Source organism: Pseudoflavonifractor phocaeensis (assembly GCF_038439875.1).
Lineage (GTDB): Bacteria > Bacillota > Clostridia > Oscillospirales > Oscillospiraceae > Vermiculatibacterium.
The window spans coordinates 438,867-463,505 of sequence record NZ_JBCDMT010000005.1; the positions used below are offsets into that span (position 1 = coordinate 438,867).

Annotated in this window: 20 protein-coding genes and 1 riboswitch; of the genes, 10 read left to right on the plus strand and 10 right to left on the minus strand. The window is 64.6% G+C overall.

What is annotated here, in order from left to right:
* Positions 1–5: 5 nt before the first annotated feature.
* The 4 genes from AAEU42_RS11755 to AAEU42_RS11770 are packed head-to-tail and all read right to left on the minus strand — an operon-like array spanning position 6 to position 2,820.
* Positions 6–752, minus strand: coding sequence for an XdhC family protein (locus AAEU42_RS11755; RefSeq protein WP_342233748.1), 747 nt, complete (start codon positions 750–752; stop codon positions 6–8).
* Positions 740–1,549, minus strand: a complete 810-nt coding sequence (gene yqeB, locus AAEU42_RS11760) for a selenium-dependent molybdenum cofactor biosynthesis protein YqeB (RefSeq protein ID WP_342233749.1) — start codon at positions 1,547–1,549, stop codon at positions 740–742. The genes AAEU42_RS11755 and yqeB overlap by 13 nt, the downstream gene beginning before the upstream one ends.
* Positions 1,537–2,253 carry a selenium cofactor biosynthesis protein YqeC gene (gene yqeC / locus AAEU42_RS11765; protein ID WP_342233750.1) on the minus strand — a complete coding sequence of 239 codons (717 nt, stop codon included), beginning with the start codon at positions 2,251–2,253 and terminating at the stop codon, positions 1,537–1,539. Before yqeC ends, yqeB begins: the two co-directional genes overlap by 13 nt.
* Before the next feature lie 3 nt (positions 2,254–2,256).
* Entirely contained in the window at positions 2,257–2,820 is a 564-nt protein-coding gene (locus AAEU42_RS11770; protein WP_342233751.1) for a manganese efflux pump MntP, read from the minus strand.
* A 143-nt stretch (positions 2,821–2,963) separates the two neighbouring features.
* On the opposite strand from AAEU42_RS11770, the gene AAEU42_RS11775 reads away from it, so the two are divergent.
* A complete protein-coding gene (locus AAEU42_RS11775; RefSeq protein ID WP_342233752.1) occupies positions 2,964–3,416 on the plus strand; it encodes a nucleoside deaminase in 453 nt (150 codons plus the stop codon).
* 1,192 nt (positions 3,417–4,608) lie between these two features.
* Here AAEU42_RS11775 and mfd read toward each other — a convergent pair.
* The 6 genes from mfd to AAEU42_RS11805 all read right to left on the minus strand — a co-directional run bounded on the left by mfd (position 4,609) and on the right by AAEU42_RS11805 (position 12,856).
* The gene (gene mfd, locus AAEU42_RS11780) at positions 4,609–8,130 is read right to left on the minus strand and encodes a transcription-repair coupling factor (RefSeq protein ID WP_342233753.1); all 3,522 of its coding nucleotides are present in this window, start codon (positions 8,128–8,130) and stop codon (positions 4,609–4,611) included.
* Between the two features lie 809 nt (positions 8,131–8,939).
* A complete protein-coding gene (gene pth, locus AAEU42_RS11785) occupies positions 8,940–9,533 on the minus strand; it encodes an aminoacyl-tRNA hydrolase (protein ID WP_342233754.1) in 594 nt (197 codons plus the stop codon).
* 80 nt (positions 9,534–9,613) lie between these two features.
* The gene (locus AAEU42_RS11790) at positions 9,614–10,573 is read right to left on the minus strand and encodes a ribose-phosphate diphosphokinase (protein WP_342233755.1); all 960 of its coding nucleotides are present in this window, start codon (positions 10,571–10,573) and stop codon (positions 9,614–9,616) included.
* Between the two features lie 55 nt (positions 10,574–10,628).
* Positions 10,629–11,789 carry a DapH/DapD/GlmU-related protein gene (locus tag AAEU42_RS11795; RefSeq protein WP_342233756.1) on the minus strand — a complete coding sequence of 387 codons (1,161 nt, stop codon included), beginning with the start codon at positions 11,787–11,789 and terminating at the stop codon, positions 10,629–10,631.
* A 180-nt stretch (positions 11,790–11,969) separates the two neighbouring features.
* The gene (locus AAEU42_RS11800; RefSeq protein ID WP_342233757.1) at positions 11,970–12,359 is read right to left on the minus strand and encodes a hypothetical protein; all 390 of its coding nucleotides are present in this window, start codon (positions 12,357–12,359) and stop codon (positions 11,970–11,972) included.
* Positions 12,320–12,856 carry an HD domain-containing protein gene (locus AAEU42_RS11805; RefSeq protein WP_342233758.1) on the minus strand — a complete coding sequence of 179 codons (537 nt, stop codon included), beginning with the start codon at positions 12,854–12,856 and terminating at the stop codon, positions 12,320–12,322. Before AAEU42_RS11805 ends, AAEU42_RS11800 begins: the two co-directional genes overlap by 40 nt.
* A gap of 167 nt (positions 12,857–13,023) precedes the next feature.
* Here AAEU42_RS11805 and AAEU42_RS11810 point away from each other — a divergent pair, with 167 nt between their 5' ends.
* The 9 genes from AAEU42_RS11810 to AAEU42_RS11850 all read left to right on the plus strand — a co-directional run bounded on the left by AAEU42_RS11810 (position 13,024) and on the right by AAEU42_RS11850 (position 24,639).
* Positions 13,024–13,404, plus strand: a complete 381-nt coding sequence (locus AAEU42_RS11810; protein WP_342233759.1) for a GntR family transcriptional regulator — start codon at positions 13,024–13,026, stop codon at positions 13,402–13,404.
* A complete protein-coding gene (locus AAEU42_RS11815; protein WP_342233760.1) occupies positions 13,401–14,303 on the plus strand; it encodes an ABC transporter ATP-binding protein in 903 nt (300 codons plus the stop codon). Before AAEU42_RS11810 ends, AAEU42_RS11815 begins: the two co-directional genes overlap by 4 nt.
* A complete protein-coding gene (locus AAEU42_RS11820) occupies positions 14,278–16,269 on the plus strand; it encodes a hypothetical protein (protein WP_342233761.1) in 1,992 nt (663 codons plus the stop codon). The genes AAEU42_RS11815 and AAEU42_RS11820 overlap by 26 nt, the downstream gene beginning before the upstream one ends.
* A gap of 123 nt (positions 16,270–16,392) precedes the next feature.
* The gene (locus tag AAEU42_RS11825; RefSeq protein ID WP_342233762.1) at positions 16,393–16,581 is read left to right on the plus strand and encodes a hypothetical protein; all 189 of its coding nucleotides are present in this window, start codon (positions 16,393–16,395) and stop codon (positions 16,579–16,581) included.
* Between the two features lie 12 nt (positions 16,582–16,593).
* Positions 16,594–16,682, plus strand: a riboswitch (cyclic di-GMP riboswitch).
* A 37-nt stretch (positions 16,683–16,719) separates the two neighbouring features.
* Positions 16,720–20,469 (plus strand): DUF11 domain-containing protein, encoded by a 3,750-nt coding sequence (locus AAEU42_RS11830; protein ID WP_342233763.1) that lies wholly within the window; start codon positions 16,720–16,722, stop codon positions 20,467–20,469.
* 203 nt (positions 20,470–20,672) lie between these two features.
* Positions 20,673–21,932 (plus strand): acetyl-CoA C-acetyltransferase, encoded by a 1,260-nt coding sequence (locus tag AAEU42_RS11835; protein ID WP_342233764.1) that lies wholly within the window; start codon positions 20,673–20,675, stop codon positions 21,930–21,932.
* Positions 21,933–22,115: 183 nt separating this feature from the next.
* The gene (locus AAEU42_RS11840) at positions 22,116–23,324 is read left to right on the plus strand and encodes a peptidylprolyl isomerase (RefSeq protein ID WP_342233765.1); all 1,209 of its coding nucleotides are present in this window, start codon (positions 22,116–22,118) and stop codon (positions 23,322–23,324) included.
* Between the two features lie 234 nt (positions 23,325–23,558).
* Positions 23,559–23,933 (plus strand): helix-turn-helix domain-containing protein, encoded by a 375-nt coding sequence (locus tag AAEU42_RS11845; protein WP_342233766.1) that lies wholly within the window; start codon positions 23,559–23,561, stop codon positions 23,931–23,933.
* Between the two features lies 1 nt (position 23,934).
* Entirely contained in the window at positions 23,935–24,639 is a 705-nt protein-coding gene (locus AAEU42_RS11850; RefSeq protein WP_342233767.1) for a response regulator, read from the plus strand.

Here is a 24,639-nt window from a genome sequence, read left to right on the forward strand (position 1 = left end):
TGTGCTTATTGCCGCTGAAAACGGACGGTGATCCGCCCGCCGCAGACCATGCCCAGGGTGGCGGGGTCCCCCAGGTCGTAGCAGCGCTCCTGGGCATCGCCGCCCTCCCGCCACTGGGCCAGGGCGTCCTGGGCCACCTGGTACTCCACGGCGCCGCCGCCCACGGTGCCGGTAGTTTGCCCGTCGGGGCGCACCAGCATCCAGGCTCCGGGCCCCCGGGGGGCGGAGCCGGTCTTTTTGGTGATGGTGCAAAGCACGCCGGGGTCCGCCGGGGGCGGGGCCAGGGCGGGGCCCAGCTGGGCGCGGACCTGGATGAGCTGGGCGGCGATCTCCACCGCCACCTCCGCCGGGGTCTGGCCCCCCAGGAGGAGGCCGATGGGGGTGTGGACCCCGGAGAGCTGTTGGGGGGAGAAGCCCTGGGCGGAGAGGGCCTCCATCACGGCGGAGATCTTCCGGCGGCTGCCGATCATGCCCACGTAGGCGTAACGGCCCCGCAGGATCTGTTCCAGGCAGTCCTTATCGTAGACGTGGCCCCGGGTGAGGATGCAGTAGAAGTCGGAGGGGCGGCTGCCCAGGGCCTCCAAAGCCTGGGAAAAGGGCTGGGCCAGGATTTGGGCGGCCATGGGGAAGCGGCCGGCGTTGGCGAATTCGGGGCGGTCGTCGATGACGCAGACCTCAAAGTCCAGGCGGGCGGCGATGTGGGCCAACTCCAGGGAGACGTGGCCGCCGCCGCAGAGGATCAGTCGTTCCATAGGGGACTCCTTTCTGGTGTGGAAAAGTGGAGGACGCCCTCCAGGACCCCGCCGGCGATGGCGCGGGCCTTATCGGAGACGGTGAAGCAGTGGCGGGGCTGGCAGCGGGGGTCGATGTCGCCGGATTTCATGCCCTTTTTGACGGGCAGGCCCGCCGGGAGCATCCCCCGGACGATGCCGGTGAGGCCCGCCAGGGCCAGCTCGTCCCCCACACGGGCCACCGGGCAGCCCTTTTCCACCCGGTCCCCGATGGAGACCAGGGGTTGGAAGGGTCCGTCGCCGGGAGCGCGGATGAGCCGCTCCAGGGTGTAGCCCCCCACGTCGCCGGGGACGCCGGTGTTGGGGATGGCGGAGCCCTCCAGGATCAGGCGGCCCAGGTCGTGGCCCCGCATGGTCTCCACCACGCCGTGGCAGTCCGTTCCGGCGGTGAAGCCGGGGCCCAGGGCCAGGACGGTGGGGGCGTCGGTGAGGGCCGTGCCCGTGTTGCGCTTGGCCAGGATGGCGTCCACCAGCACGTCGAAGGGAAGGGCGCGGAGGATGGCGGCCCCGGGGTCGGGGAGGACGGGGACGCACCCCGCCGCCAGGGCGGCACGGGCCTCCTCCGCCGTCTCACAGCGGCGGGCGGTGACCCCCTCCACGGTGGTTGTCCCGTCGTACATGGCCTGGGAAAAGGCCACGGTGCGGCGGACGGCGGTGGGGTGGTCCAGGTCGGTCATGACCACCTGGAAGTGACAGCGGTGGAGGCGCAGGGCCGTGCCCGTGGCCAGGTCCCCGGCGCCTTTGATCAAAACCAGCATGCTCCGCCACGCTCCTCTTCGGTATAGTGATGGACGGCGGCGGGAATGCCCCGGGCCGCCAGGATGGATCGGATCTCTTCCCCGGCCGCCCGGAGGGCGGGGGTGTCCGCCTTGTTGAGCAGGCAGCGGAAGGCCATGGCCGGGGCCACCCGCTTCCGGCCCCCCAGGGGGCTGGAGAGGACGCGGGCCACGTCGGCGGGGGTGAGGATGTGGGTTTGCTCTACGCCCAGAAGGGCGGCCACCCGCTCCGGGCGGTGGCAGGCGGCGGAGACCGTCTGTCCCAGGCAGTCCAGTCCGGCCACGGCGATGACGGCGTCGGCGGCGGGGGGGACGACGGGCTCGTGGTCCGCCGGGGCCTTCAGGGGGCGGATGCGGGCGCCGTCGGCCTCCACCAGGACGGTCTGGGCCAGGCCGGGGAGGGTATCGGGGGGGACGGCGCCGGTAAGCTTGCCCGGCTTGTCCCACCGGCCCAGGGTGGCGGCCCCCGTCTCCGCCAGAAGGCCGGGGAGGGCGGCGGGGTCATCCGTCAGGGGCAGGCGGGGGTGGGGCATGATGTGGGTGGTGGTGGTCACCACCACCCCACGGCCCCGGTCCACGGCCTCCCTGGCCAGGGCGTAGAGGGTGGAGGTCTTGCCGCCGCCCCCCACCAGGGCGATCAGCCGGTGGACATCCATGTCCAAGGTCAAGTCTGTCCAGATGCCCATGGATTACGCCGCCTCCGACAGGTGCTCGAGCAAAATCTTCAGGCCGATGCACACCAGGACCACGCCGCCCAGGAGAGTGGCCCGGCGCTGAAAGAGGCAGCCCAGGCGGCGGCCCAAAAGCCCGCCCAGCATGGCCAGGACGAAGGCCACCACGCCGATGACGGCGCTGGCCAGGAGGATGTTCACGTCCACGAAGGCCAGGGAGACCCCTACGGCCAGGGCGTCGATGCTGGTGGCCAGGGCCAGGAGGAAGAGGCGGCGGTTGGACAGGTCGGTGACCGCGTCCTCCCCACAATCGCCGCCCCTGAGGGCGTCGGCGATCATGTGACCGCCGATGAGGGCCAGCAGGCCGAAAGCGATCCAATGGTCGATGAACTCTATGTACTCCCGGACGCTGGAGCCCAGGAACCAGCCGATGAGGGGCATGGCGAACTGGAAGAAGCCGCACCAGGCGCCGATGCGGGCGGCCTGCCGGGGGCCGAAGCCGGGGACGGCGATGCCGGTGGACACCGACACGGCGAAGGCGTCCATGGCCAGACTGACGGCGATGAGGAGAATTTCAAACAAAAATGATTCCCCCTGAAATTTTGTTAGGTCCAGTGTAGCACACTTTGGTGGCGGGAGCAATAGAAAAGAGGGGCCCCCACGCCTTGCGGGGGGAGAGAAAATCGGGTATGATTAGAATACTGTATGAGGGGAGATGAGCGGGCATGACCGACGAGGCGTATATGGACCGGGCGCTGGAGCTGGCCCGGGAGGCGTTGGAGGCGGGAGAGGTGCCCGTGGGGTGCGTCATCGTCTGGGAGGACGGCCGCATCGTGGGAGAGGGCCGCAACCGGCGGGAGGAGGACGGCGACGCCCTGGGCCACGCCGAGCTGGCGGCCATCCGCATGGCCTGCGGGACCGTGGGGGGCTGGCGGCTCCACAAGGCGGTCATGTACGTGACGCTGGAGCCCTGCCCCATGTGCGCCGGGGCCATCGTCAACGCCCGTATCCCGGTGGTGCGCTACGGGGCCAAGGACGAGGGGATGGGGGCCTGCGGATCGGTGCTGAACCTCTTTGAGGAGGGCTTCGGCCACCGGCCCAGGCTGTACCGGGGGCCCCGGGAGGCCGAGTGCGCCCAGGTGATGCGTGACTTTTTTACCAAGCTGAGGGAAAAATAGGGGCGGGAAATTGTACGATTTAACATAATTGTAACAAAGGATGGTTTGTTTTTTAACAATCTCTTGGTATCTTAAATATCAGCAAGAGACAACAACTTCTTTTCATTCTATCCTCCAATCCTTTTGCAGAAAGACAGCGGTCATGCCGCTGTCTTTTTGTAATTTCCGCAACTTTACAGGAATACGACAAAAAATATTTGAGATTTAATTCTTTTGTAACAGAATTTGTTTTAATCGTTTACAACTCTTGGGTATCATAATACTTGCAAGAGACAGTTTCTTTTCATTTCATTGTATCCTCTTTCCTTGCAAGAAGGGTCAGACGTCAGGAGCAGGCGTCTGGCCTTTCTTGCGTTTTCCACTTTAGGGAAGGCGGGGGCGACTGGGGGACCATCTTTTCCGCGTGGAAAAGATGGCACCCCTGCTGTGCTCCCCTTGAAAGAGAGACCCGCCCGGCATAACCGGGCGGCCTACGCTTGTGCTGTCAGGCAACTTTGCCACGTTATCCCGCTTGCGCAAGAGAGATCCGGGTGGCACAGCCACCCGGCCTACGCTACAAATGCGCCACTGGCGCATTTTCTTAACGCTGCGGTTTCGACTCTCTCCCTCTGAACCCCCTCTCAACGACCAAAGGAGGGGCGCCTGTGGGTGCCCCTCCTTTGGAAACCACCTCTGGCTGTCCACAAGAGCGTAAGAAAACCCCGGGGCCGCACTTCGTAGCGGCCCCGGGGTTCGTTTGTAAAGGGCTTCCCCTGGGGTCTAGTGGCCCTTAGCGATAGCGTTAGGGCCACTTGATGCAAGCGAAGTCGTTGAAGCTGTCGAGCGAAGCGAGACTGATGAGGGGAACTTATCTTTCTAGCAAAGCCTTTCCCATATCCGCAGTTCCCCTCATCCGTCAGCCCTTCGGGCTGCCACCTTCCCCCAAGGGGAAGGCTAAGGGCGTACGCAAAACGGCACTTATCGATTAAGCACACGTCAGCAGCCGAGCGGCGCTAAAGGGACTACGTGTCGCACAGACGCTCCCGTGCTTATACCCCTTCTTCGAGCAGTAGACCTTCTACTAAAAAGGGAACCTGCGAGCAGGGCTACACCAAAAGACTTTTCTTTGGGGGTCTGGGGTGGTGTTTCTTTTCCTCGGGAAAAGAAATATCCCCCAGAACTGCGCACGTCTCGACGTGCACGCAGGTAACAATCAAACGGAACGGCCTCCGTCAAGCCCACCCTCCGTTTTTTGATAGTCCTCGATAAGGAGCCGGGCAAATTTCAGCGGGTCCTCCCCCTTTTTGAGGCGGAGGGTGAGGGCGGGCTTTTCCCCGGCGGAGAACAGGAGGCGGCCCTTGTAGCGGGGCAGGGCGCACAGGGCGGAGAGGCTTTGGAGGTCGAAGGAGTCCAGGGTAAAGAGCAGGTTGGTGCCCTTCTGGGTAATCTCGGACACCCCCCGGCGGGCGGCGTCGGAGCGGAGAAGGGCCACGGCGATGAGGTTGTTGACCTGCCGGGGGGGATCGCCGTAGCGGTCGATGAGCTCGTCGGTGAGGTCGTCGGCGTCGGCCTCCCCCCGGATCATGGCGATGCGGCGGTAGAGGTCCATGCGCTGCTCGGGGGAGGGGACGTACCGGTCGGGGATGGAGGCGGACACCGTCAGGTCGGCGGCGCACTCGGCGGTGGTCTCCGGCTTTTCGCCCCGCTCCAGGAGGACGGCCTCCTCCAGAAGCTTCAGGTACATATCGTAGCCCACACTCATGAGGAAGCCGGACTGCTCGGGGCCCAGGACGTTGCCCGCCCCCCGGATCTCCAGGTCCCGCATGGCGATCTTGAAGCCGGAGCCGAACTCGGCAAACTCCCGGATGGCGGTGAGGCGCTTGGTGGCCACCTCGGAGAGCACCTTGCCCCGGCGGTAGGTGAGGTAGGCGAAGGCCCGGCGGTTGGAGCGCCCCACCCGGCCCCGGATCTGGTGGAGCTGGGCCAGGCCCATCTTGTCGGCGTCCTCGATGATGAGGGTGTTGACGTTGGCGATGTCGATGCCGGTCTCGATGATGGTGGTGCACACCAGCACGTTGACCTCCCCCTCGGACATGCGGGTCATCACGTCGTTGAGTTCCTCCTGGGTCATCTTGCCGTGGGCGATGGCCACCGTCACATCCTCCCCCAGCAGGTCCCGGATGCGGGCGGCGGTGCGGGCGATGGTCTCCACCCGGTTGTGGAGGTAGTAGACCTGGCCCCCCCGCTCCAGCTCCCGGCGCATGGCGTCGGCCAGCACCGACCAGTCCTGCTCCATGACGTAGGTCTGCACCGGCTGACGGTCCTGGGGGGGCTCCTCCAGGGTGGACATGTCCCGGATGCCCGAGAGGGCCATGTTCAGCGTCCGGGGGATGGGGGTGGCCGACAGGGTGAGCACATCCACCTGCTTGGCCAGCTCCTTGAGCTTTTCCTTGTGGGTGACGCCGAAGCGCTGCTCCTCGTCCACCACCAGCAGCCCCAGGTCTTTGAACTTCACGTCCTTCTGGAGGAGCCGGTGGGTACCGATGAGCAGGTCCACCTTGCCCGCGGCCAGGGCGGCCAGGGTGGCGCGCATCTGGGCGGGGGTGCGGAAGCGGGAGATGACGTCGATGTCCACCGGGTACTTGGCGAAGCGCTGCTTGGCCGTCAGGAAGTGCTGGCGGGCCAGGACGGTGGTGGGGACCAGGATGGCGGCCTGCTTGCCGTCCAGCACGCACTTCATGATGGCCCGGAAGGCTACCTCGGTCTTGCCGTAGCCCACGTCGCCGCAGAGGAGCCGGTCCATGGGCCGGGGGGCCTCCATGTCCCGCTTGATCTCGGCCACGCAGCGAAGCTGGTCCTCGGTCTCGGTGTACTCGAACTCCTCCTCGAACTCCTTCATCCAGGGGGAGTCGGGGGAGAAGGCGAAGCCGGGCTGGCGCTGGCGCTGGGCATAGAGCTGAATGAGGCCCTTGGCCAAATCCTGGACCGCCTTCTTGGCCCGGGACTTCTGCCGCTCCCAATCGCCGCCCCCCAGCTTGGAGAGCTTCCTGGTCTCATTGGCGTCCTCGCCGCCGCCGATGTACTTGCTGACCTGGTCCAGCTGGGTGGCGGGGACATAGAGGACGTCGGCCCCGGCGTAGGCGATCTTCACGTAGTCCTTGTCCACCCCGTCCACGGGGATCTTGACCATGCCGGAATAGCGGCCGATGCCGTGCTGCTGGTGGACCACCAGGTCCCCGGGGGAGAGGTCGGCGTAGGATTTCAGCTTTTCCCGGTTGGTGGGGGCCTTGGCCTTGGGCTTCTTCACCGGGGCGGCCTGCCCCTCGGTGAGGATGGCGAATTTGGCGGAGGGGTACTCCATGCCGGTGGAGAGACCCCCGCAGGCGATGACAGCCTTCCCCGGCTCGGGGAGGGCGTGGAGCTGAAAATCCACGGCGGAGCGGATCTTCTGCTCCCGGAGGAGGGACTGGAGGTTCAGGCAGCGCTGTTCCGTCCCCGCCAGGACCACCACGGAATAGCCGGAGTTCATATAGTGGGACAGGTCGGAGACGGCGGTCTCCAGGCTGACGCCGTAAGAGGGGAGCTGCTTGGCCGTCACCGTCAGGAGGGTGCGGGGCCGCTGGGGGTACTGGGAGGAGGGGAAGGAGTCCAGGTAGGCCACCGGCCACTGCTCCAGCCGGGCGGAGAGCTCCTCCGGGGTGCGGCAGAGGATCCCCAGCTCGGGGAGGAGGGTGCCGCTCTCGGCCAGGGCCTTCACATCCTCATTGAGCTGCCACAGGTAGTTTTTGCACCGCTCCTGGAAGCGGGGGCTCTCGCTGATGAGGACGGCGGCGTCCTCGGGCAGGTAATCCGCCGCCGTGGCCAGCTGGGGGTAGATAAGGGCCAGGTAGCGGTCCACAGCGGGGAAGGTAAGGCCGTTTTCCAGCTTTTCCTTGTCCTCCGACAGGGTGGCCAGGAGCTGGTCGGGGGCGCCCTTTTTCCCGGCGGCGGCCAACCGCTGGTCCAGAGCTTGAACCAGGCCCGCCGCCCCGCCGGGGGCGAACTGGGGCAGGACCTCGGCGGCGGGGAGGATGCGGGCCTCCTCCAGCTGCTCGGTGCGGCGCTGGGTGGCGGGGTCGAAAAGGCCCATGGAATCCACGTCGTCCCCGAAGAACTCCACCCGCACGGGCTGGGGATGGGCGGGGGAGAAGAAGTCCAGGATGCCCCCCCGGAGGGCGAACTGGCCCATGCCCTCCACCTGGTCGCAGCGGGCGTATCCGGCGGCGGACAGGGTCTCCGCCAGCTCGTTCAGGTCGTATTGCTCCCCCATGCGCAGCACCCGGCTGGCCCGGGTGAGCAGGCCGGGGGGCATGGTGCGCTGGACCATGGCCTCCGCCGAGGCCACCACGAAGGCGGGGCGGCCCTGGGCCAGGGTCCAAAGCACGCTCAGGCGGCGGTGTTCCCACTGGCGGGAGACCACGGCGGCGTTGTGGAAGGTGAACTCCCGGGCGGGGAGGGTGAGGGCCTCCTCTCCGGTGAGGGCCTTCAGGTCGGCGGCCATACGGCCGCACTCGGCGTCGTCGGCGCAGAGGACCACCACGGGGCGGCCGGTCTCCTGGCGGAGGGCGGCGGCGAAGTGGGCCCGGTGGGCCGGGGAGAGCCCGGACAGGGCCGCCGGGCAGGCACCGTTGTCCAGGGCGGCCAAAAGGGTTTGAAATTCGGGGACCCGCTCCAGGGCGGAGAGGAGAAGTTTCATAGCGGCCTCCTGGAAATAGAAAAAAATGGAAGTGACAGAGACGGCGAAAGCCCCCGATTCGGAGGAATGGGGGGTGTGTTATGTGACAGTATAGACCTTTGGAGGGCGGGGGTCAAGGGGAAAAGGGAGGGGGGGACTTCTGGGGGATGTTTCTTTTCCCGAGAAAAAGAAACATCCCCCAGACCCCCAAAGAAAAGTCTTTGGTACAGCCTTGAGCGCAGTTTCCCTTCTTAGTAGAAGGTCTACTGCTCATTGAAAGGGGGAAAAGCACGGGTGCGTCTGTGCGACCCGTGGTCCCTCTTGCGCCGCTCGGCCGCTGACGTGTGCTTGACAGAAGGTTGGTCTTTAGCCTTCCCCTCGGGGGAAGGTGGCAGCCCGGAGGGCTGACGGATGAGGGGAACTGGTGATAACAGCAAAGGCCCTGCTAAAGAGATAAGTTCCCCTCATCAGTCTGCTTCGCAGACAGCTTCCCCCAGGGGAAGCCTATTTGACAAACTTCCCGGGCTCAGGCGCGCCAATGAGCTGCAAATGTTGGCCGTACAGCAGTAATCAGCGGCAGAGGTGCTAAGAGGAGACGGAGTTGACAGATGTGAGCGCCGGTCGTTAGAAGTTACCAGTTTTATATTTACTCAGCGCTTTTCTTTGGCATCCACCGCAGCGTTAAGAAAACTTGCCGGTGGCAAGTTTTTAGCGTAGGCTGGCCGGCTATGCCGGCCAGGGCTCTGTTCTTGAGAACGAAAACCAGGTTTGGTCCCCCGACAGGGGCCGCCCTGCCCCCGCACCGCCCGGAGGGCGGGAAAATGCCGCGCTCAGTTGAATTTGTTCATAGCCCTGTCCGTGCCCTCCCTGACGATGCACTCCACCGCCTGGGCGGCCCGGCTCACGGCGTCGTCGATGGCCTTGCGGTCCTCGCCCTGGGGCCTGCCCAGGACCCAGTCGGCCATATCGTAGTCGGGGTGGGGCTTCTGGCCCACGCCCACCCGGATCCGGGGGAACTGGTCGGAGTGGAGGTGGGCGATGATGTTTTTCAGGCCGTTGTGGCCCCCCGCCGAGCCCGAGGGGCGGATGCGGAGCTTGCCGGGGGGGAGGGCCACCTCGTCGGAGATGACCAGGATCCGCTCCGGGGGGACTTTATAAAAGGAGGCGGCCTGCTCCACCGCCTCGCCGGAGAGGTTCATAAAGGTCACCGGCTTCATGAGCAGGACCTTTTCCCCGGAAATGACGGCGGTGTTGGTGAGGGCCTTATACTTTAACCGCTGGACGGGGATGTCCAGCCGGTCGGCCAGGGCGTCCACCACGTCGAAGCCCACGTTGTGGCGTGTGTGGTCGTACTCGCCGCCCGTATTGCCCAGGCCCACGATGAGCCAGGTGACGCCGGGGGTCTTGCTTTTGGAAAAAAACATTGGAAGGTCCCGCCTTTTTCGTAGGATGGAGAAAACCGGGGCGGAGCGTCACGCTCCGCCCCGGCGAGATGGAGAGGAAATCAGTTGAAGAGCTTGGAGACCGAGACCTCCTGGTAGATGCGCTCGATGGCCTCGGCGAAGATGTCGGCCACGGAGAGGTACTTGATCTTGGAGCAGGTGACGCCGGGACGGGGGGGCACGGTGTCCAGGAACACCATCTCCTTGATGGAGCTGTTTTCGATGCGCTCGATGGCCGGGCCGGAGAGGACGCCATGGCTGGCGCAGGCGTACACGTCGGTGGCCCCGCCGATCTCCACAAGGGCCTGGGCCGCGCCGCACAGGCTGCCGGCGGTGTCCACCATGTCGTCGAAGAGGATGACCTGCTTGCCCCGCACGTCGCCGATGATGTTCATGACCTCGGAGGAGTTGGCCTTCTGGCGGCGCTTGTCCACGATGGCCAGGGGCATCCCAAGCTTCTGGGCGAAGGCCCGGGCCCGGGAGACGCTGCCCACGTCGGGAGAGACCACTACGGTGGTCTCCTCCTGGCCCACGAAGCGGTCGTGGAAGTGGTGGGTGAAGATGGGGTTGCCCAGCAGGTTGTCCACGGGGATGTCGAAGAAGCCCTGGATCTGGGAGGCGTGAAGGTCCATGGTCAGGACCCGGTCGGCGCCGGCTCGGGTGATAAGGTTGGCCACCAGCTTGGCGGAGATGGGGTCGCGGGGCTTGGTCTTGCGGTCCTGGCGGGCGTAGCCGAAGTAGGGGATGACGGCGGTGATGCGCCCGGCGGAGGCCCGCTTGAAGGCGTCGATCATGATGAGGAGCTCCATCAGGTTGTCGTTGACGGGGGAGCAGGTGGACTGGACCACGAATACGTCGGAGCCCCGGACGGTCTCGTAGATGGAGACGAAGTTCTCTCCATCGGAGAAACAGCCGGTCTCGGCGTTGCCCAGCTCGGTGCCGATCTTGCGGCAGATATCCTCAGCCAGGGCCCGGTTGGAATTGCCGGAGAAGATCTTAATGTCCTTTCCATGCGCGATCATGTGTTTACATCCTCTCATCTCTTATTATCCCCCGATCCGGGGGTGATGTATGAATTCAGCCTTTGCGGCGCTTGGCCGCCCACTGCTTTTTCACGATCTGGCGGTCCCGGGCGATGGCCAGGGAGTCGGCGGGCACGTCGTCGGTGATGGTGCTGCCGGCGGCGGTGTAGGCCCCCTCCCCCACGGTGACGGGGGCCACCAGGTTGGTGTTGCAGCCGATAAAGGCGTGGTCGCCGATGGTGGTGCGGAACTTCTTCTCCCCGTCGTAGTTCACCGTGACGGTGCCGCAGCCGAAGTTGATGTGGGCTCCGGCGTCGGTGTCCCCCACATAGGTCAGGTGGGAGATCTTGGTGCCGTCGCCGATGGTGGAGTTCTTCAGCTCCACAAAGTCACCCACCTTGACCCCCTTGCCCACGTGGCAGCCGGGGCGGATGTAGGCGAAGGGGCCCACGGCGGTGTCGTCGTCCACCACGGACTCGTTGAGCTGGGAGGCGTTGACGGTGACCCGGTCCCCCAGCTGGCAGTCCCGGATCATGGCGTTGGGGCCGATGACGCAGTCCCGGCCGGCGGTGACCCGGCCCCGGAGGATGGCGCCGGGGAGGAGGGCGGAGCCCGCCCCCAGGGTGACTGCGGGGCCCACGAAGGCGCTCTCAGTGTCCATAACACGGACGCCGCAGGAGAGCATCCGGTCCACGCTCAGGCTCCGGGCCATGGGCTCCACCACGGTGGCCCGGTAGGCCGGGTCGGACTTCAGGGGGAGGCAGCGGTCCTGCCAGGGCTTGGGGTCCCCCAGGGCGGCCAGGGCGTCGTCAAAGTCCCGCCCGTCGCTGAGGGCGGCGGCCAGGGCGGCGCCCCGGAGGGTAAAGACGCTCTTGGGCGGCTCCTTGCCCGAGCGGGCGAAGGTGCTGCCCTCGGGAGCCAGAAGGACGGGGCGGGTGACCACCACCACCTGTCCCGGGACCAGGGCCAGGAAGGCGGCCAGCCGGGCGGGGGCGTCGGCGGCGCCGGTGGTGACGATGTCCGTCCCCACGGGGAAGCAGGCGGCGGCCTTTTCCCGGTCCCCCTCCCCGCAGACCACCAGGAACCGTTCCACGCCCTGGCGGCGAAGGGTCTCGGACAGCCAGAGGGCCGCCGGGTCGAAGAGGATATCCTCCAGATAGAGGGAGGAACCATGCTCATCCTGAGGTAAAAATACGATGGCGCCCGACGCTTCCATAGCGCACGCTCCCATTCTGTTAAAATAGCACCTTTATTATAACAAAGGAAGGCAGAAAATGCAAAGAAAAAGACCCGCCGAAGGCGGGTCGGTTTTTGGGAAAATTGACGGGATTTTGACCATATCGCAACAAAAGAGCAAAAAATGTAAAAATGGGCGGACCGTTCCGGAAAACACAGCTCACGTATCCCGCGCAAGGTCCTTGACCAACGCCACGACAAAAAAGACGCTTAGGGCCCACAAAAGGCCGAACAGGCCAAAGCTCACGGAGTTCGAGATGGAATCGCTGCCGGGGTGGAAATTCAGCCAGTTGGCGAACACACTCCGAACCAGGAAGAAGAAGCCCGCCGCCATAGAGACCACGTGCCCAACCAAATAGGTCCGTGCCGCTTTCCTGCCCCGCAGAAAAACAAGCCCAACAACCAGCTCCAGCACGCTCACGGCGAGAATGCCGCCGATGAACAGGGGGATCACCTCGGCCTCAAAGGACATAAAAACCTTCCCTTTCTTCAATCGGCGCGGCGCCTGGGTCAGGCCACCAGCACCGCCCGCATCTTCAGCCGTTTCCACACCCCGGAGACCTCCAGGGTGGCGCAGATTTTGTCGGCCAGGGACACGGCCCAGGCCTCCCGGCTGCGGGGAAGGTGGACGGCCAGGGGCCACATGTGGGCCTGGATGATGTTGCGCTCCACCTCGGACAGGTGGGTCAGGGCGCTGGCGTTGCGGAGGGCGAACTCCGGGTGGTCCAGGCATTGGTTGCCGGGGTGGGCGGAGGCGTCCCGGCAGTCGTAGAGGTAGAGATCGTGGAGGAGGCCGCCCCGGGCGCAGGCCCGGTAGTCCAGGCCCCAGCGGCGGCCCAGGCGGAAGGCCACATAGGCCACGAAGACCGAGTGCTCGTAGCAGTTGACCCCGGGGTGGTGGGGCAGGCAGCGCATGGACTGGACCTGGGGGGTGTTCAGCAGCCCGTCCAGGCAGCTCAAAAAGCCGTTCCAGTTGGCGGCGTCGATGGTGACCATGGTCGCGTCCGCTCCTTTCCGATGAGGGATGATCTCTGACAGCAAGGCCATTATAGCGTCTATTTTCCCACTTGTCACGGGAAAAAAGAAAATCCACCGAAAAACGTAAGACTTTCGTAAGAGCTGCCCCCTTGTTTGTAACCGGCCGGGTAGGGTATACTGACTGTACTAAGCGGCATGATACAGTTGCCGCCTGGGATCAGGAAGGGAGTGGGGCCATGATCAGCCTCAATTATCGGGACGCCCGGCCCATCTACGAGCAGGTGCGGGACGGCCTGAGGCATTTAGTGGTGACAGGGGCCATCGCCGAGGGGGAAAAGCTGCCCTCCGTGCGGGCGCTGGCGGCCAGCCTGGCCATCAACCCCAACACCATCCAGCGGGCCTACGCCGCGCTGGAGGCGGAGGGCTATCTGTACGCCGAGCCGGGGAAGGGGGCCTTCGCCGCCCGGTCCGGGGCGGGGGAGAACCCCCGCAGGGCCGAGCTGCTGCGGCAGTTCGACGCCGCGGCCAACGAGCTGAAGTTTTTGGGCATGACCGCCCGGGAGCTGGCCGACCGGGTCAGCGGGGCGGAGACGATGAGAGAGGAGGAGGCGCAATGATCGAGGTCCAGAATGCAGTCAAGACCTTCGACGGCTTCCGGGCCCTGGACGGGCTTTCCATGTCGGTGCCCGGCGGGGCCATCTACGGCCTGGTGGGGCCCAACGGCGCCGGCAAATCCACCATCCTGCGCCACATCACCGGGGTCTACCAGCAGGACAGCGGCCAGGTGCTTGTGGACGGCCAGCCGGTCTATGAAAACCCGGCGGTAAAGGGGCGCATCGCGGATATCCCCGACGAGCTCTATTACTTCGGCTCCTCCTCCACCCGGGATATGGCCCGGTTCTACAAGGGCTTTTATCCCCGGTTCGACGAAAAGCGGTACGAGGCGCTGAAGGACGTGTTCCGGGCGGTGGACGAGAAGCGGCCCATCCGGCGGCTGTCCAAGGGCATGCAGAAGCAGGCCGCCTTCTGGCTGGCGCTGTGCATCCGGCCCGAGATCCTGGTGCTGGATGAGCCGGTGGACGGGCTGGACCCGGTGATGCGCCGGCAGGTGTGGTCCCTGCTGATGTCCGACGTGGCCCAGGAGAACATCACGGTGCTAGTGTCCTCCCACAACCTCCGGGAGCTGGAGGACGTGTGCGACCACGTGGGCATCCTGTCCCACGGCAGGGTGCTCATCGAGCGGTCCCTCTCCGACCTCCAGGAGAACCTTGTGAAGATGCAGGTGGTGTTCCAGGAGAAGGAGCTGCCGGAGCTTCCCGAGGACATGGAGGTGCTGAACGTCTCCCAGGTGGGGCGCATCCACACCCTGATCGTCCGGGGGAAGGCCGACGAGGTGACCAACCGGCTGGCGGTCTATTCCCCCATCCTGATGGACGCCCTGCCCCTGACGCTGGAGGAAATTTTCATCTATGAATTGGGAGGTGAGGACTATGCCGTCCGCGACATCATCCTTTGAGGGCAAGGGCTGGTTCAACGCCGCCCTCTTTCGGAAAAACATGACCCGGTTCTGGCCCATCTGGGCGGTGTACGCTGCCGTCCTCTTCTTCACCCTGCCCATGGAGATCATCCTGGCGGCGGGGCGGGGATACGTCCGGGCCGACCTGCTGGACCAGGTGGAGTCCCATGTCTATGGGGCCATCTCCAACACGGTGTTCGTCGGCGTCATCTTCGGGCTGATGGCGGGCATGGCCCTGTTCTCCTACCTGATGAACAACCGCTCCACGGGGATGCTCCACGCCCTGCCCATCCGGCGGGAGGGGCTGTTCCTCACCAACTGGCTGTCGGGCCTGGCCTTCTTCCTGGTGCCCGACCTGGCCATCGCCCTCATCACCCTGTGCGCCCAGGCGGTGGCCGGGGCGGCCATGCCCGGCCTCGTGGCCTGGTGGTTCCTGGCCCAGACGGCGGTGTCCATGTTCTTTTTCTGCCTGGCGGTGTTCTGCGCCATGTTTACCGGCCACATTCTGGCCCTGCCCGCCTTTTACGGCATCGTCAACATCCTGGCCTACGGCATCGGCACCCTGATGGACACGGCGCTGGCCACCCTGCTCATCGGCTTCAACGGGGGCCGGTTTTCCTCCTCCGTCCTGGTGCGGTGGTTCACGCCCCCCTACCAGCTGATGCACCTGCTGGAATACACCACCAGCTATACCCCCTATGACGACCAAATGGTGTCTGTGGCCACCCGCGGCTTTGACAACGGCACCCCTGCCGCCGCCATCGCCTACTGCGTGGTGGTGGGGGCGGTGCTTACCGCCCTGGCCCTGGAGGTCTATCGCCGCCGGCAGCTGGAGCGGGCGGGGGACCTGGTCACCGTGGGCTGGGTTCGGCCCGTGTTCCAGTACGGCCTGGGGGTCTGCGGGGGCATGACCCTGGGGACCGTCCTCTATATGAACTTTTTCGACCGCTTGGGCACCTGGGCCTTCATCTTCCTGACCGCGGTGTGCGCCGTCATCTTCGCCTTTGCCGGACGGATGCTGCTGAAAAAGACCCTGAGGGTCTTTGCCGACGGCTGGAAGGGCTGCGCCGTGCTGGCGGTATGCCTTCTGGTCCTGCTGGGGGGCGCCCGGATGGACCTGTTCGGCTACCAGAAGTGGACGCCCCGGGCGGACCAGGTGGTGACGGTCAATCTCCGGGGGGCGTACAGCGTCCCCAACGACGGGGGCCGTTACGCCGACTATGACATCACGGACCCGGAGGCCGTCGCCCAGGTGGTGGCCATCCACGCGGGCCTGGTGGAACACCTGGACGCCATGGAGCGGGAGGAGGCCGCCCGCTGGAACGGAGACGAGCGCTACGACAGCGAGGGCTACCAGATCAAGACCGTCAACACCCTGCGCCTGAGCTATCTTATGGCCGACGGGCGGCTGGTGGAGCGGCTGTACAACTACGTGCCCATCACCGCCGAGGCGCTCACCGATCCGAACTCCTACGCCTCCCGGCTCCAAGCGCTGATCAACCGGCCCGAGATGGTGAAGAGCGCCTATCTGGGCCGGTGGAGCCTGAGAGAGGCCATGGATGCCGGCACCGCCGAGGCCGTGGGCGGTTATCTGAACAACACCGACGACGATGGGAGATACCTGGAGAACGATCTGACTGCGGCCCAGGCCCGGACGCTGTGGACGGCCTTCCAGGAGGACCTGGAGGCCGGGCGGATCGGCCGGCGCTATCTCCTGGACGACCGGGACCGGGAGGCCAACTGCTACTACACGGACATTACCCTCTCCCTGGCCTGGCCCGCGGTGGGGCAGGACGGCACCCGGAGCACCGGCTCCTCCGACGTCACGTTCACCATCCAGACCACCTCCACCTCCACCCTGAAGGCGCTGGAGGAGCTGGGCCTGCGGGACCGGCTGCTGGCCCGGGGGGCGGAAGCCTCCGGCGGCGTGGAGACGGTCCTGGCGGAACGGGCGCCCACCCGGTAACAATTCAAATGCAAGAGCGCCGTCACCTTTCGGGTGACGGCGCTTTTTCTTTTTTATAATGTAACCGAAATGTATCCGGCGCAGATTACACTGGCAGTACAAACACAGAAAGGAGGCGGAGGTATGGCACAGGCTGGCAGTGGCCGGGCGACCTTCGTGGTGAAGATCCTGAATACGCAGAACGCCACTTGGCAGGGGACCATCGACTGGATGGACGGGCGGCGTTCCGAGGCCTTTCGCAGCGCGCTGGAGCTGATCAAGCTCATCGACAGCGCCCTGCCCCAGGAGGGGGAGGTGGAAAAGGAGGCGTAAATCATCCACGCAAGGTGAAAAGGGCAAACCGGCTGAAAAGCCGGGACGCAAAGCTTTGGAGGCTAACACGGACCCACCGTCAAGCCAGTCCGGCTGCCACATGATAACACCCTTTCATTGATCAAAGGAGGAGAAATCATGCTGGCAAAAAAGGGAAGACGCGCGGCGGCCACGGCGCTGGCGCTTATTATGACCCTCGGCACTCTGCCGTCGGCGGCGTTCGCCGCCCCGGAGAGGGACCATGAACACAACGCGTTCAACGACGACGGCTTTTACTACGACTGTTCGTACACCGAGGGAGAGGACGAAGAGGTCCAGGTGTGCGATGAGGCCCCCAACGTCCACATTCACGACGACAGCTGTGAGGTGGACGAGGAGACGGGGGAATACCTGTGCGACGGGGCGGACAACACCCATGAGCACGGGGCGGACTGCTTTGAGACCCAGAGCAGTGAGGGGACCTGGGAGTGCACTCCCTACCCCTATTACACCGTGACCTTTACCGACGGGGAGAGCGGACACTCCGCGGACGCCCGGCTGGTGCCGGAGGCCCCGGAGTTTTCCGAGGAGATCCCCGACTTTGAGGCCCCCGAAGGCATGACCTTCGACGGCTGGCGGGACGCCGACGGCGACTGGGCCGACCCCATGGAGCTGACCGGTGACGCCCAGCTGTTCGCCGCCTGGACCGGCGTGGAGACGCCGGAGCCGGAAACCAACGTGGATACGCCGGAGGCGGGCCTTTCCTTCGTGAGCAACGAGCTTGTGACCAACGAGAAGACGCTGAGCTACACCCTGTCCGGACTGAAGCTGTACTGGGAGAGTTCGTCCGGGATTAATCAGGATCTGGGCGGAGGCAAGATCGACATTACGTTTCAGGCAAAGGCCGGAGAGCATATCACGATCCAAGACCTGGTGGATCAGGGGCTATCCGTTGCTCCGGTCGAATACGATGGTTGGATGTTCCTGTTCAGCTATATGCAGGGAAAGCAAGGCCTCCTGTGGTATGACATCAGTTATTTTACGCTGAAAGAGAAGAACGGGCGTACGGAGCTGTATGCCAGCTATGGGATTATAGAAAAGGAACGGAAAGTAACTTCTGCGAGTGACGTTCATCTTGTAAGTGACTGGCCTTATTCCTTTGTGGACCTGGGCTCCACCGGCGTGGAGTACGCGTACAGCGTGGATGGTAAGACGGTGGCAGAGATGACCACCGATAAGCTATACTGCTTTGACAACCAGAAGGTCTACGATCGGACCCTTCGGGCAAACCCCGAGCTGAGCAGTTCCATCGTAAAGTTTGACAAGGACACGGGTGTCACCTTCTTTGTAAAAGCCAGCCAGGGATATTATCCGGTGGCCGGGACCTTTTCCGATATCTCCGGCAACCAGAAGGGGGAAATCCACGCTCTCAACGGCGCCACCTCCGGTGTGGAGGCGGTAGCTCTGAGCCAGGGTTATTCCCACCAGTTCTATTACCATGAATTCAAGAGCGGCTGGAATAAGGGCGAGGGCATCCGGGGCTTCCGGATCACGGCGGAAAAGGACGATACGGAGTACACCGTCACCTATCATGACGGCGACAAGGTACTGACCGATCTGGGCCAGAAGGGCACCTGGAACACCGTGCTGACCATCGCCGACTATACCCCCGGCGGCGGGATGGCCCTGATGGGCTGGAGCACCATGCGCAACGGCGATGTGCGCTACCACGCGGGAGACAAGTACACTGTGATGGGGGAGAATCTGGACCTCTACGCGGTGCTGGAGCAGGGGACCGAGCCCGGCGTTCCCAACGTGCTCATCGGCATAGCCGCACCCCAAAACGCGAAGGTGGGGGAGCCCTTCACCTATACGCTCCGGGTGTGCAACGACGGCACGGCGGCGGCCGATGGCGTGGTCCTCCATGACGTTATCCCCGCAGGGCTGACGCTGGCGGAAAACACCCTGTCCGCCGGACAGGGGAGCGCGGCGTACGACACGGGCGACCGGACCCTGACCTGGACCGTAGGCACCTTGGCGGCCCAGAATGAAAAGCCCCTTTCGGAGCTGACCTGGACTGAGCTGACCTTTAATGTCACCGCCCAGGCGGCGGGGGAGTACACGAACACCGTGATGCTGGCGGGCACCAAAAAGACTGCCGCGGTCACCACCAAAGTGACGGAACAGACGCAGCCGGTGGAGAACGTCACCCTGCGGTATCTCTGGAACGACGGCGTCCACACCGACCCCGTTGAGACGAAGATCGTGCCGAAGGGAGAAAGCGTCCGCGTGCGGAACGAGGAGGGGATGACCCGGGCCGGCTACACCTTCCTGGGCTGGGCCTACGAAGCGGAGGCCGAGGTCCCCGACCTCCTCGCTTTCGTTAGTTATGACCTAAGGATAGACGGGGATACGGATCTCCATGCGATTTGGGCCCCCAAAGAGAGCTATTCCGCCCAGTTCTTCCTGCGGCTGGACAGCACCATCCAGAAAGAGGACGGCACCACCCGATATAACCAAGTCTACTACACCCCCCATGGGCTCATGAAGGGGAGCGTGTACGAGAAGAACGTCTCCGTACCGGGGGCCGAAGGGTATATCACCCAGGGCATTGAGAAGGACGATCTGTCCACGCTGGCAGGTCTGCTGGGTCCCGTCAACGACGCGATTCGGACCCTGCCCGGCGACAAGGCCCTCCGCAAAACTATCCAAACCTACTTCGACGTCACAGACGAAGAGCTGGATAACGGGACGGTGGGCGTGATGTGGTACGTGGTCAAGTACGGCAAGGACAACTGCCCCTACCACGTGGACGGGGTCCTCTACCGGCTGAAAGAAGACGAAAAACCCGTCCCGGTCCTGCCCAAGGAGACCAGCATTCAGGTGGTCCATGAGTATTGGCAGGCGGAGAACGGCGGCGCGCCCGTCAAGGTGGGCGCCAGCGATCCGGTGACCGTGGACACCCTGGCCGAAGCCAAGATCATCGTGGGGCAAAAGGTCAAGGCGGCCGACCTGGAGAAGGTCACCACCTATGATGGACACGACGACTACACCTACACCGGGCATACCCCGGATAATCTGACGGTGCCCGCCGAGGGGACCCTCACCGTCACGCTGAAGTACCTCCGGGGAGTCGACACCTATTCGGTGGGCGGCGAGAAGGTCGTCACCGGCCTCTCCAGCCTGCCCCAGGGCTACTCCGTGACCCTGGCCCTGAAGAACGGGGACACCGAGCTGGACACCGTGACCCTCACCGCCGGGGACTTTACCCGGGAGGATGACGGCAGCTACCGGGCGAATTTCCTCTTCCAGGCGCGGGTGGAGGCGGGGACCTACACCATTCAAGAGACCAGCGGCTCCTCCGTGGGCGGCTATAACGGCCCCGCGGTCAGCTATCAGCTGGAGGAATACGTGGAAACCGGCCCCACCCACACCAACACCAACCAGGTGACCGTGGGCGGCGGGAAAGAGTGGTCGATGGTGGTCACCAACGCCTACACCGTTATCACCAGCGGGGACCCCGGCAGGGACGATAACCGGGATGACGACCGGAACAACGATCGGGACACGACCAACACCAGACAGCCTTCCGAAACTCCGCCTCCTGAGGTGACGCCCCCCGCCGGGAACGGAGAGGTGATCATTCCCGACGAGGAGGTCCCCCTGACCGACCTGCCCCAGGAGGAGACGATCATCGAAGAGCCTTCGGTCCCCCTGGCGGACACGCCGGACGAGGACACCGGGACCGTGATCCTGGACGAGGGCACGCCTCTGGGCAATCTGCCCCAGACCGGCACCACGGCCCAGCCGGCGGACCCCACCATTACTCTGGGCCTGCTGGCGGTCAGCGTCTCCCTGGCGGCGGCGGGACTGTGGCTGCTGCGCAAGCGGGAGGACGGGGAGGCCTGAAAAGGCTGAACCCCTGAAAAAACTGCCATGAGAAGAGCGCCTCCGGCCCTGGCCGGAGGCGCTCTCTTTTCCCTGATCAAAAAACGTTAAACTTTTCACAAACTTTGTATTGCATTTTTCAGACCGGGCGTTTATAATAAGGGCTATCGGAGAAGAAACCGGGCTTTCGGGCCACAAACATTTATTTTTGGAGGGTCATACATATGAAGGAAGTCTATGTCGTGAACTGCTGCCGGACCGCCGTTGGTTCTTTCGGCGGAAGCCTGAAGGACGTCCCCGCCGCCGACCTGGGCGCCGCCGTGGTCAAGGAAGTCCTGAAGCGGGGCAACGTGAAGCCCGAGCAGGTGGACGAGCTGATGTTCGGCTGCATCCTCACCGCCGCCCTGGGCCAGAACCCCGCCCGCCAGGTGGGCGTGAAGGCCGGCCTGCCCTACTCCGTCCCCGCCTACACCGTTGGCATGGTCTGCGGCTCCGGCATGAAGAGCGTCATTGAAGCCGCCCGGGCCATCATGTGCGGCGACGCCGACGTAATCGTGGCCGGCGGCACCGAGAACATGTCCGCCGCCCCCTACGCCATCCCCACCGGCCGCTACGGCGCCCGCATGGGCGACACCAAGATGGTGGACACCATGATCAAGGACGGCCTGTGGGACGCCTACAACAACTACCACATGGGCACCACCGCCGAGAACATCTGCGACGTGTGGGGCATCACCCGGGAGGAGCTGGACGCCTTCGGCGCCTCTTCCCAGCAGAAGGCCGAGGCCGCCCAGAAGGCGGGCAAGTTCGCCGACGAGATCGTCCCCGTCATGGTCAAGCAGAAGAAGGAGATGGTGGAGTTCAAGGTGGACGAGTTCCCCCGGGCCGGCACCACCGTGGAGAGCCTGGCCAAGCTGCGCGGCGCCTTCCCCGTGGGCCCCGACGGCGTGGAGAACGAGGTGGTCCACACCTTTGAGCCCAAGGAGATCCACGAGGCCGACGCCCACAAGCACGTCCAGCGGGTCACCGCGGGCAACGCCTCCGGCATCAACGACGGCGCCGCCGCCATCCTCCTGGCCTCCGGCGAGGCGGTGGAGAAGTACGGCCTGAAGCCCATGGCCAAGCTGGTGAGCTGGGGCCACGGCGGCGTGGACCCCAAGATCATGGGCGTGGGCCCCGTGCCCGCCTCCCGTGAGGCCATGAAGAAGGCCGGCGTGACCATCGAGGACATCGACCTGGTGGAGGCCAACGAGGCCTTTGCCGCCCAGTCCATCGCCGTGGCCCGGGAGCTGGGCTTCGACATGGACAAGGTGAACGTCAACGGCGGCGCCATTTCCATCGGCCACCCGGTGGGCGCCTCCGGCGCGCGGATCATCGTCACCCTCCTGCACGAGATGCAGAAGCGGCCCGAGGCCAAGAAGGGCCTCGCCACCCTGTGCATCGGCGGCGGCCAGGGCGTGGCCACCATCTTCGAGAAGTGCTGAGCCTTTTGATCTGAACGGAAGGGCGGCGGTACGGCGGATGCCGTGCCGCCGCCCTTTTTCCGCGGGGCCCGCTTTTCTGAAATTTGTAAACATTTCAAAAAGGGCCGCCGGTTTTCATTGTCTCGACAGGAAATTGGTGGTACAATGGCACACGTGACACGAAACGCACCAAGGAGGAGAACCATGAAAAAGTTACAGCTGATCGCCGGGACGCTGGCGCTGACCCTGCTGGCGGGCTGCGGGGTGACGGCCGATCCCGACGACGTGGCCTATCAGACCGCCGACCTGAAGCGGGACAGCGAGATCGTCCAGGTGGACGGCCAGAGCGTGGACACCGAGGAATACCTGTTCTGGCTTTTGAACGCCATCTCCCAGCAGAAGTATTACGGGAAGCTCAGGGACGACACCGCCTGGGAGGAGAGCCTGAGTGCCGACGGCACCCCCACGGGGGACACGCTGAAGGCCGACGCCCTGGAGACCGCCAAGCTCTACCGGGTCATCGAGACCAAGGCCGGGGAGCAGGGGGTGGTCCTCACCGAGGAACAGCACAAGCAGATCGAGGACGAGCTGGCCGCCGTGGCCGAGCAGCTGGGGGGCGAGGACCAGCTCCAGGCTTGGCTGGACGCCCGGTGCATTTCCCGGGAGGGCTTCACCCAGCTCAACCAGGTCTATTACCTCAACCAGGGCCTGCGGGAAAAGCTGGAGCAGGCGGGAGAGCTGACCGTCTCCGACGCCGACATCAGCGACTATCTGGATCAGCAGGGCATCTACGCCGCCAAGCATATCCTCATCTCCACCCGGCACATCAGCGCCGACGGGCAGTCCTATGAGGACTTCACCGACGAGGAGAAGGCCCAGGCCATGGAAAAGGCCGAAGATCTGCGCCGGCAGCTCAAGGAGGCCGGGGACAGCGAGGCCAAGTTCGACGAGCTGATGAACGAGTACAGTGAGGACGGCCGGGGAGAGGACGGGGCCCTCTACTATCCCCAGGGCTACACCTACATCTACGCCGGACAGATGGTCCCCGAGTTCGAGGAGGGGGCCAAGGCCCTGGCGGTGGGGGAGGTCAGCGAGCCCATCGAGACCGATTACGGCTATCACATCATCCTGCGGATCGCCGTGGACCAGGAGCAGGCCAAGCAGGAGTGCAACGCCGACTATAAGTTCAACCAGCTGACCCAGAAGTGGCTGGACGAGGCCCAGGTAAAGACCACCAAGGCCTATGACGAGCTGGACCCCAAAGCCTTCTACGACCGGCTTCAGAGCGTCCTGGACGCCAGGGAGGCGGCCCGGGCCAGCGCCAGCCCCGCGGCCAGTGAGGCCCCCGTGGAGAGCCCCGCCGAAAGCCAGCCGGCGGCCAGCCCCGCGGAAACCGCCTCCGCGGGCGGCTGAACCATCCAAAAACACCCCGCCGGGGAGACGCCGCAGGACGTCTCCCCGGCCTTTGTTTTGCGCGGAGTTTGTCGGATTATAGGGAGAAATGGGGGAGAACTTGTCGACCGACATCGACAAAATGAAAGAATTGAAATAATAGTGGTATAATATAGAAATTATAATTGATTTTGATAAGGCCGCAGTTGTGGCAAGCTATACCTATCATTCTTATTATAAGGTGGGGTATAGTCAATGAAAGACGAGAATAATGCCAAGAAAGAGATCGATCCGGAGATCAAGGCGATCGGGGAACGGATCCGGGCCGCCCGCAAAGCCAAGGGGTTGACCATGGAAAAGCTGGCCGAGGCCGCGGATACGTCCACCCAATTTCTCTCCAAGGTGGAGAAGGGAGAGCAGAGCATGACCACATGGAAATTTTCCAAGCTGGTAAAGGCGTTGGATGTGTCCAGCGACTATATCCTCTACGGCCACGACAAGGCGGTGGGCCCGGCTGGGGTGGCCGCCGAGTATATGGGCAGGCTCAACCCCATCGAGCGGGACATTCTGGCCCGGAATATCATCCTCCTGCGGGGGATCCTGGATACCCTGGCCCCGGAAGACGAGTGATATGAGCGGGGTGATCCGGGTACTGGTGGTGGAGGATGATCCGGCCCAGCGGGGGATGCTGGCGGACCTTCTGGAGAACACCGCCGGCATGGAGGCCTGCGGCCTGGCGGGGGACGGGCTCACGGGATTGGAGCTGGCCTGGGCCCGGGAGCCGGACGTCATTCTGCTGGATCTGGTCCTGCCCGGCGTCAGCGGGATGGAGCTGCTGCGCCGGTACCGGGCGAAGGGGGGAGAGGCCAAGGTGATGGTCATCACCCGCTGCGCCGATGAGGACGTGAGCTCCGCGGCCCTGGCGGCGGGGGCGGACTTCTTTCTGGTCAAGCCCGTGGCCCACAGCGAGGTGGTGGCCGATATCCGCTTTCTGGCGGGCGGGGTCCGCCGCCGCTGCGGGGAGCTGCTGGAGGAGATGGACGACCCCGGCCGGACGCGCAAACCCCTCAAGGGCCGGGACTTTGCCGCCCAATGCGCCGGGCTGATGGCGGGGCGCCGGTATGAGCTGCTCAAGGAGATCTACCTGGAGGTGGCCATCAGCAACGACACCACCTATGACTGCGTGGAGAAAAATATCCGCAGCTTTGTGAAGGCGGCCCGGGCGGTGGATTCCGAGACCTACCGCCGGGTCACCGGCCTGACCGGGGCGGACCGGCCGCCCAACAACGAGGTTTTCCTCAAGGCCCTGGCCCGAGCCGCCAAGATTCCCTTGTAA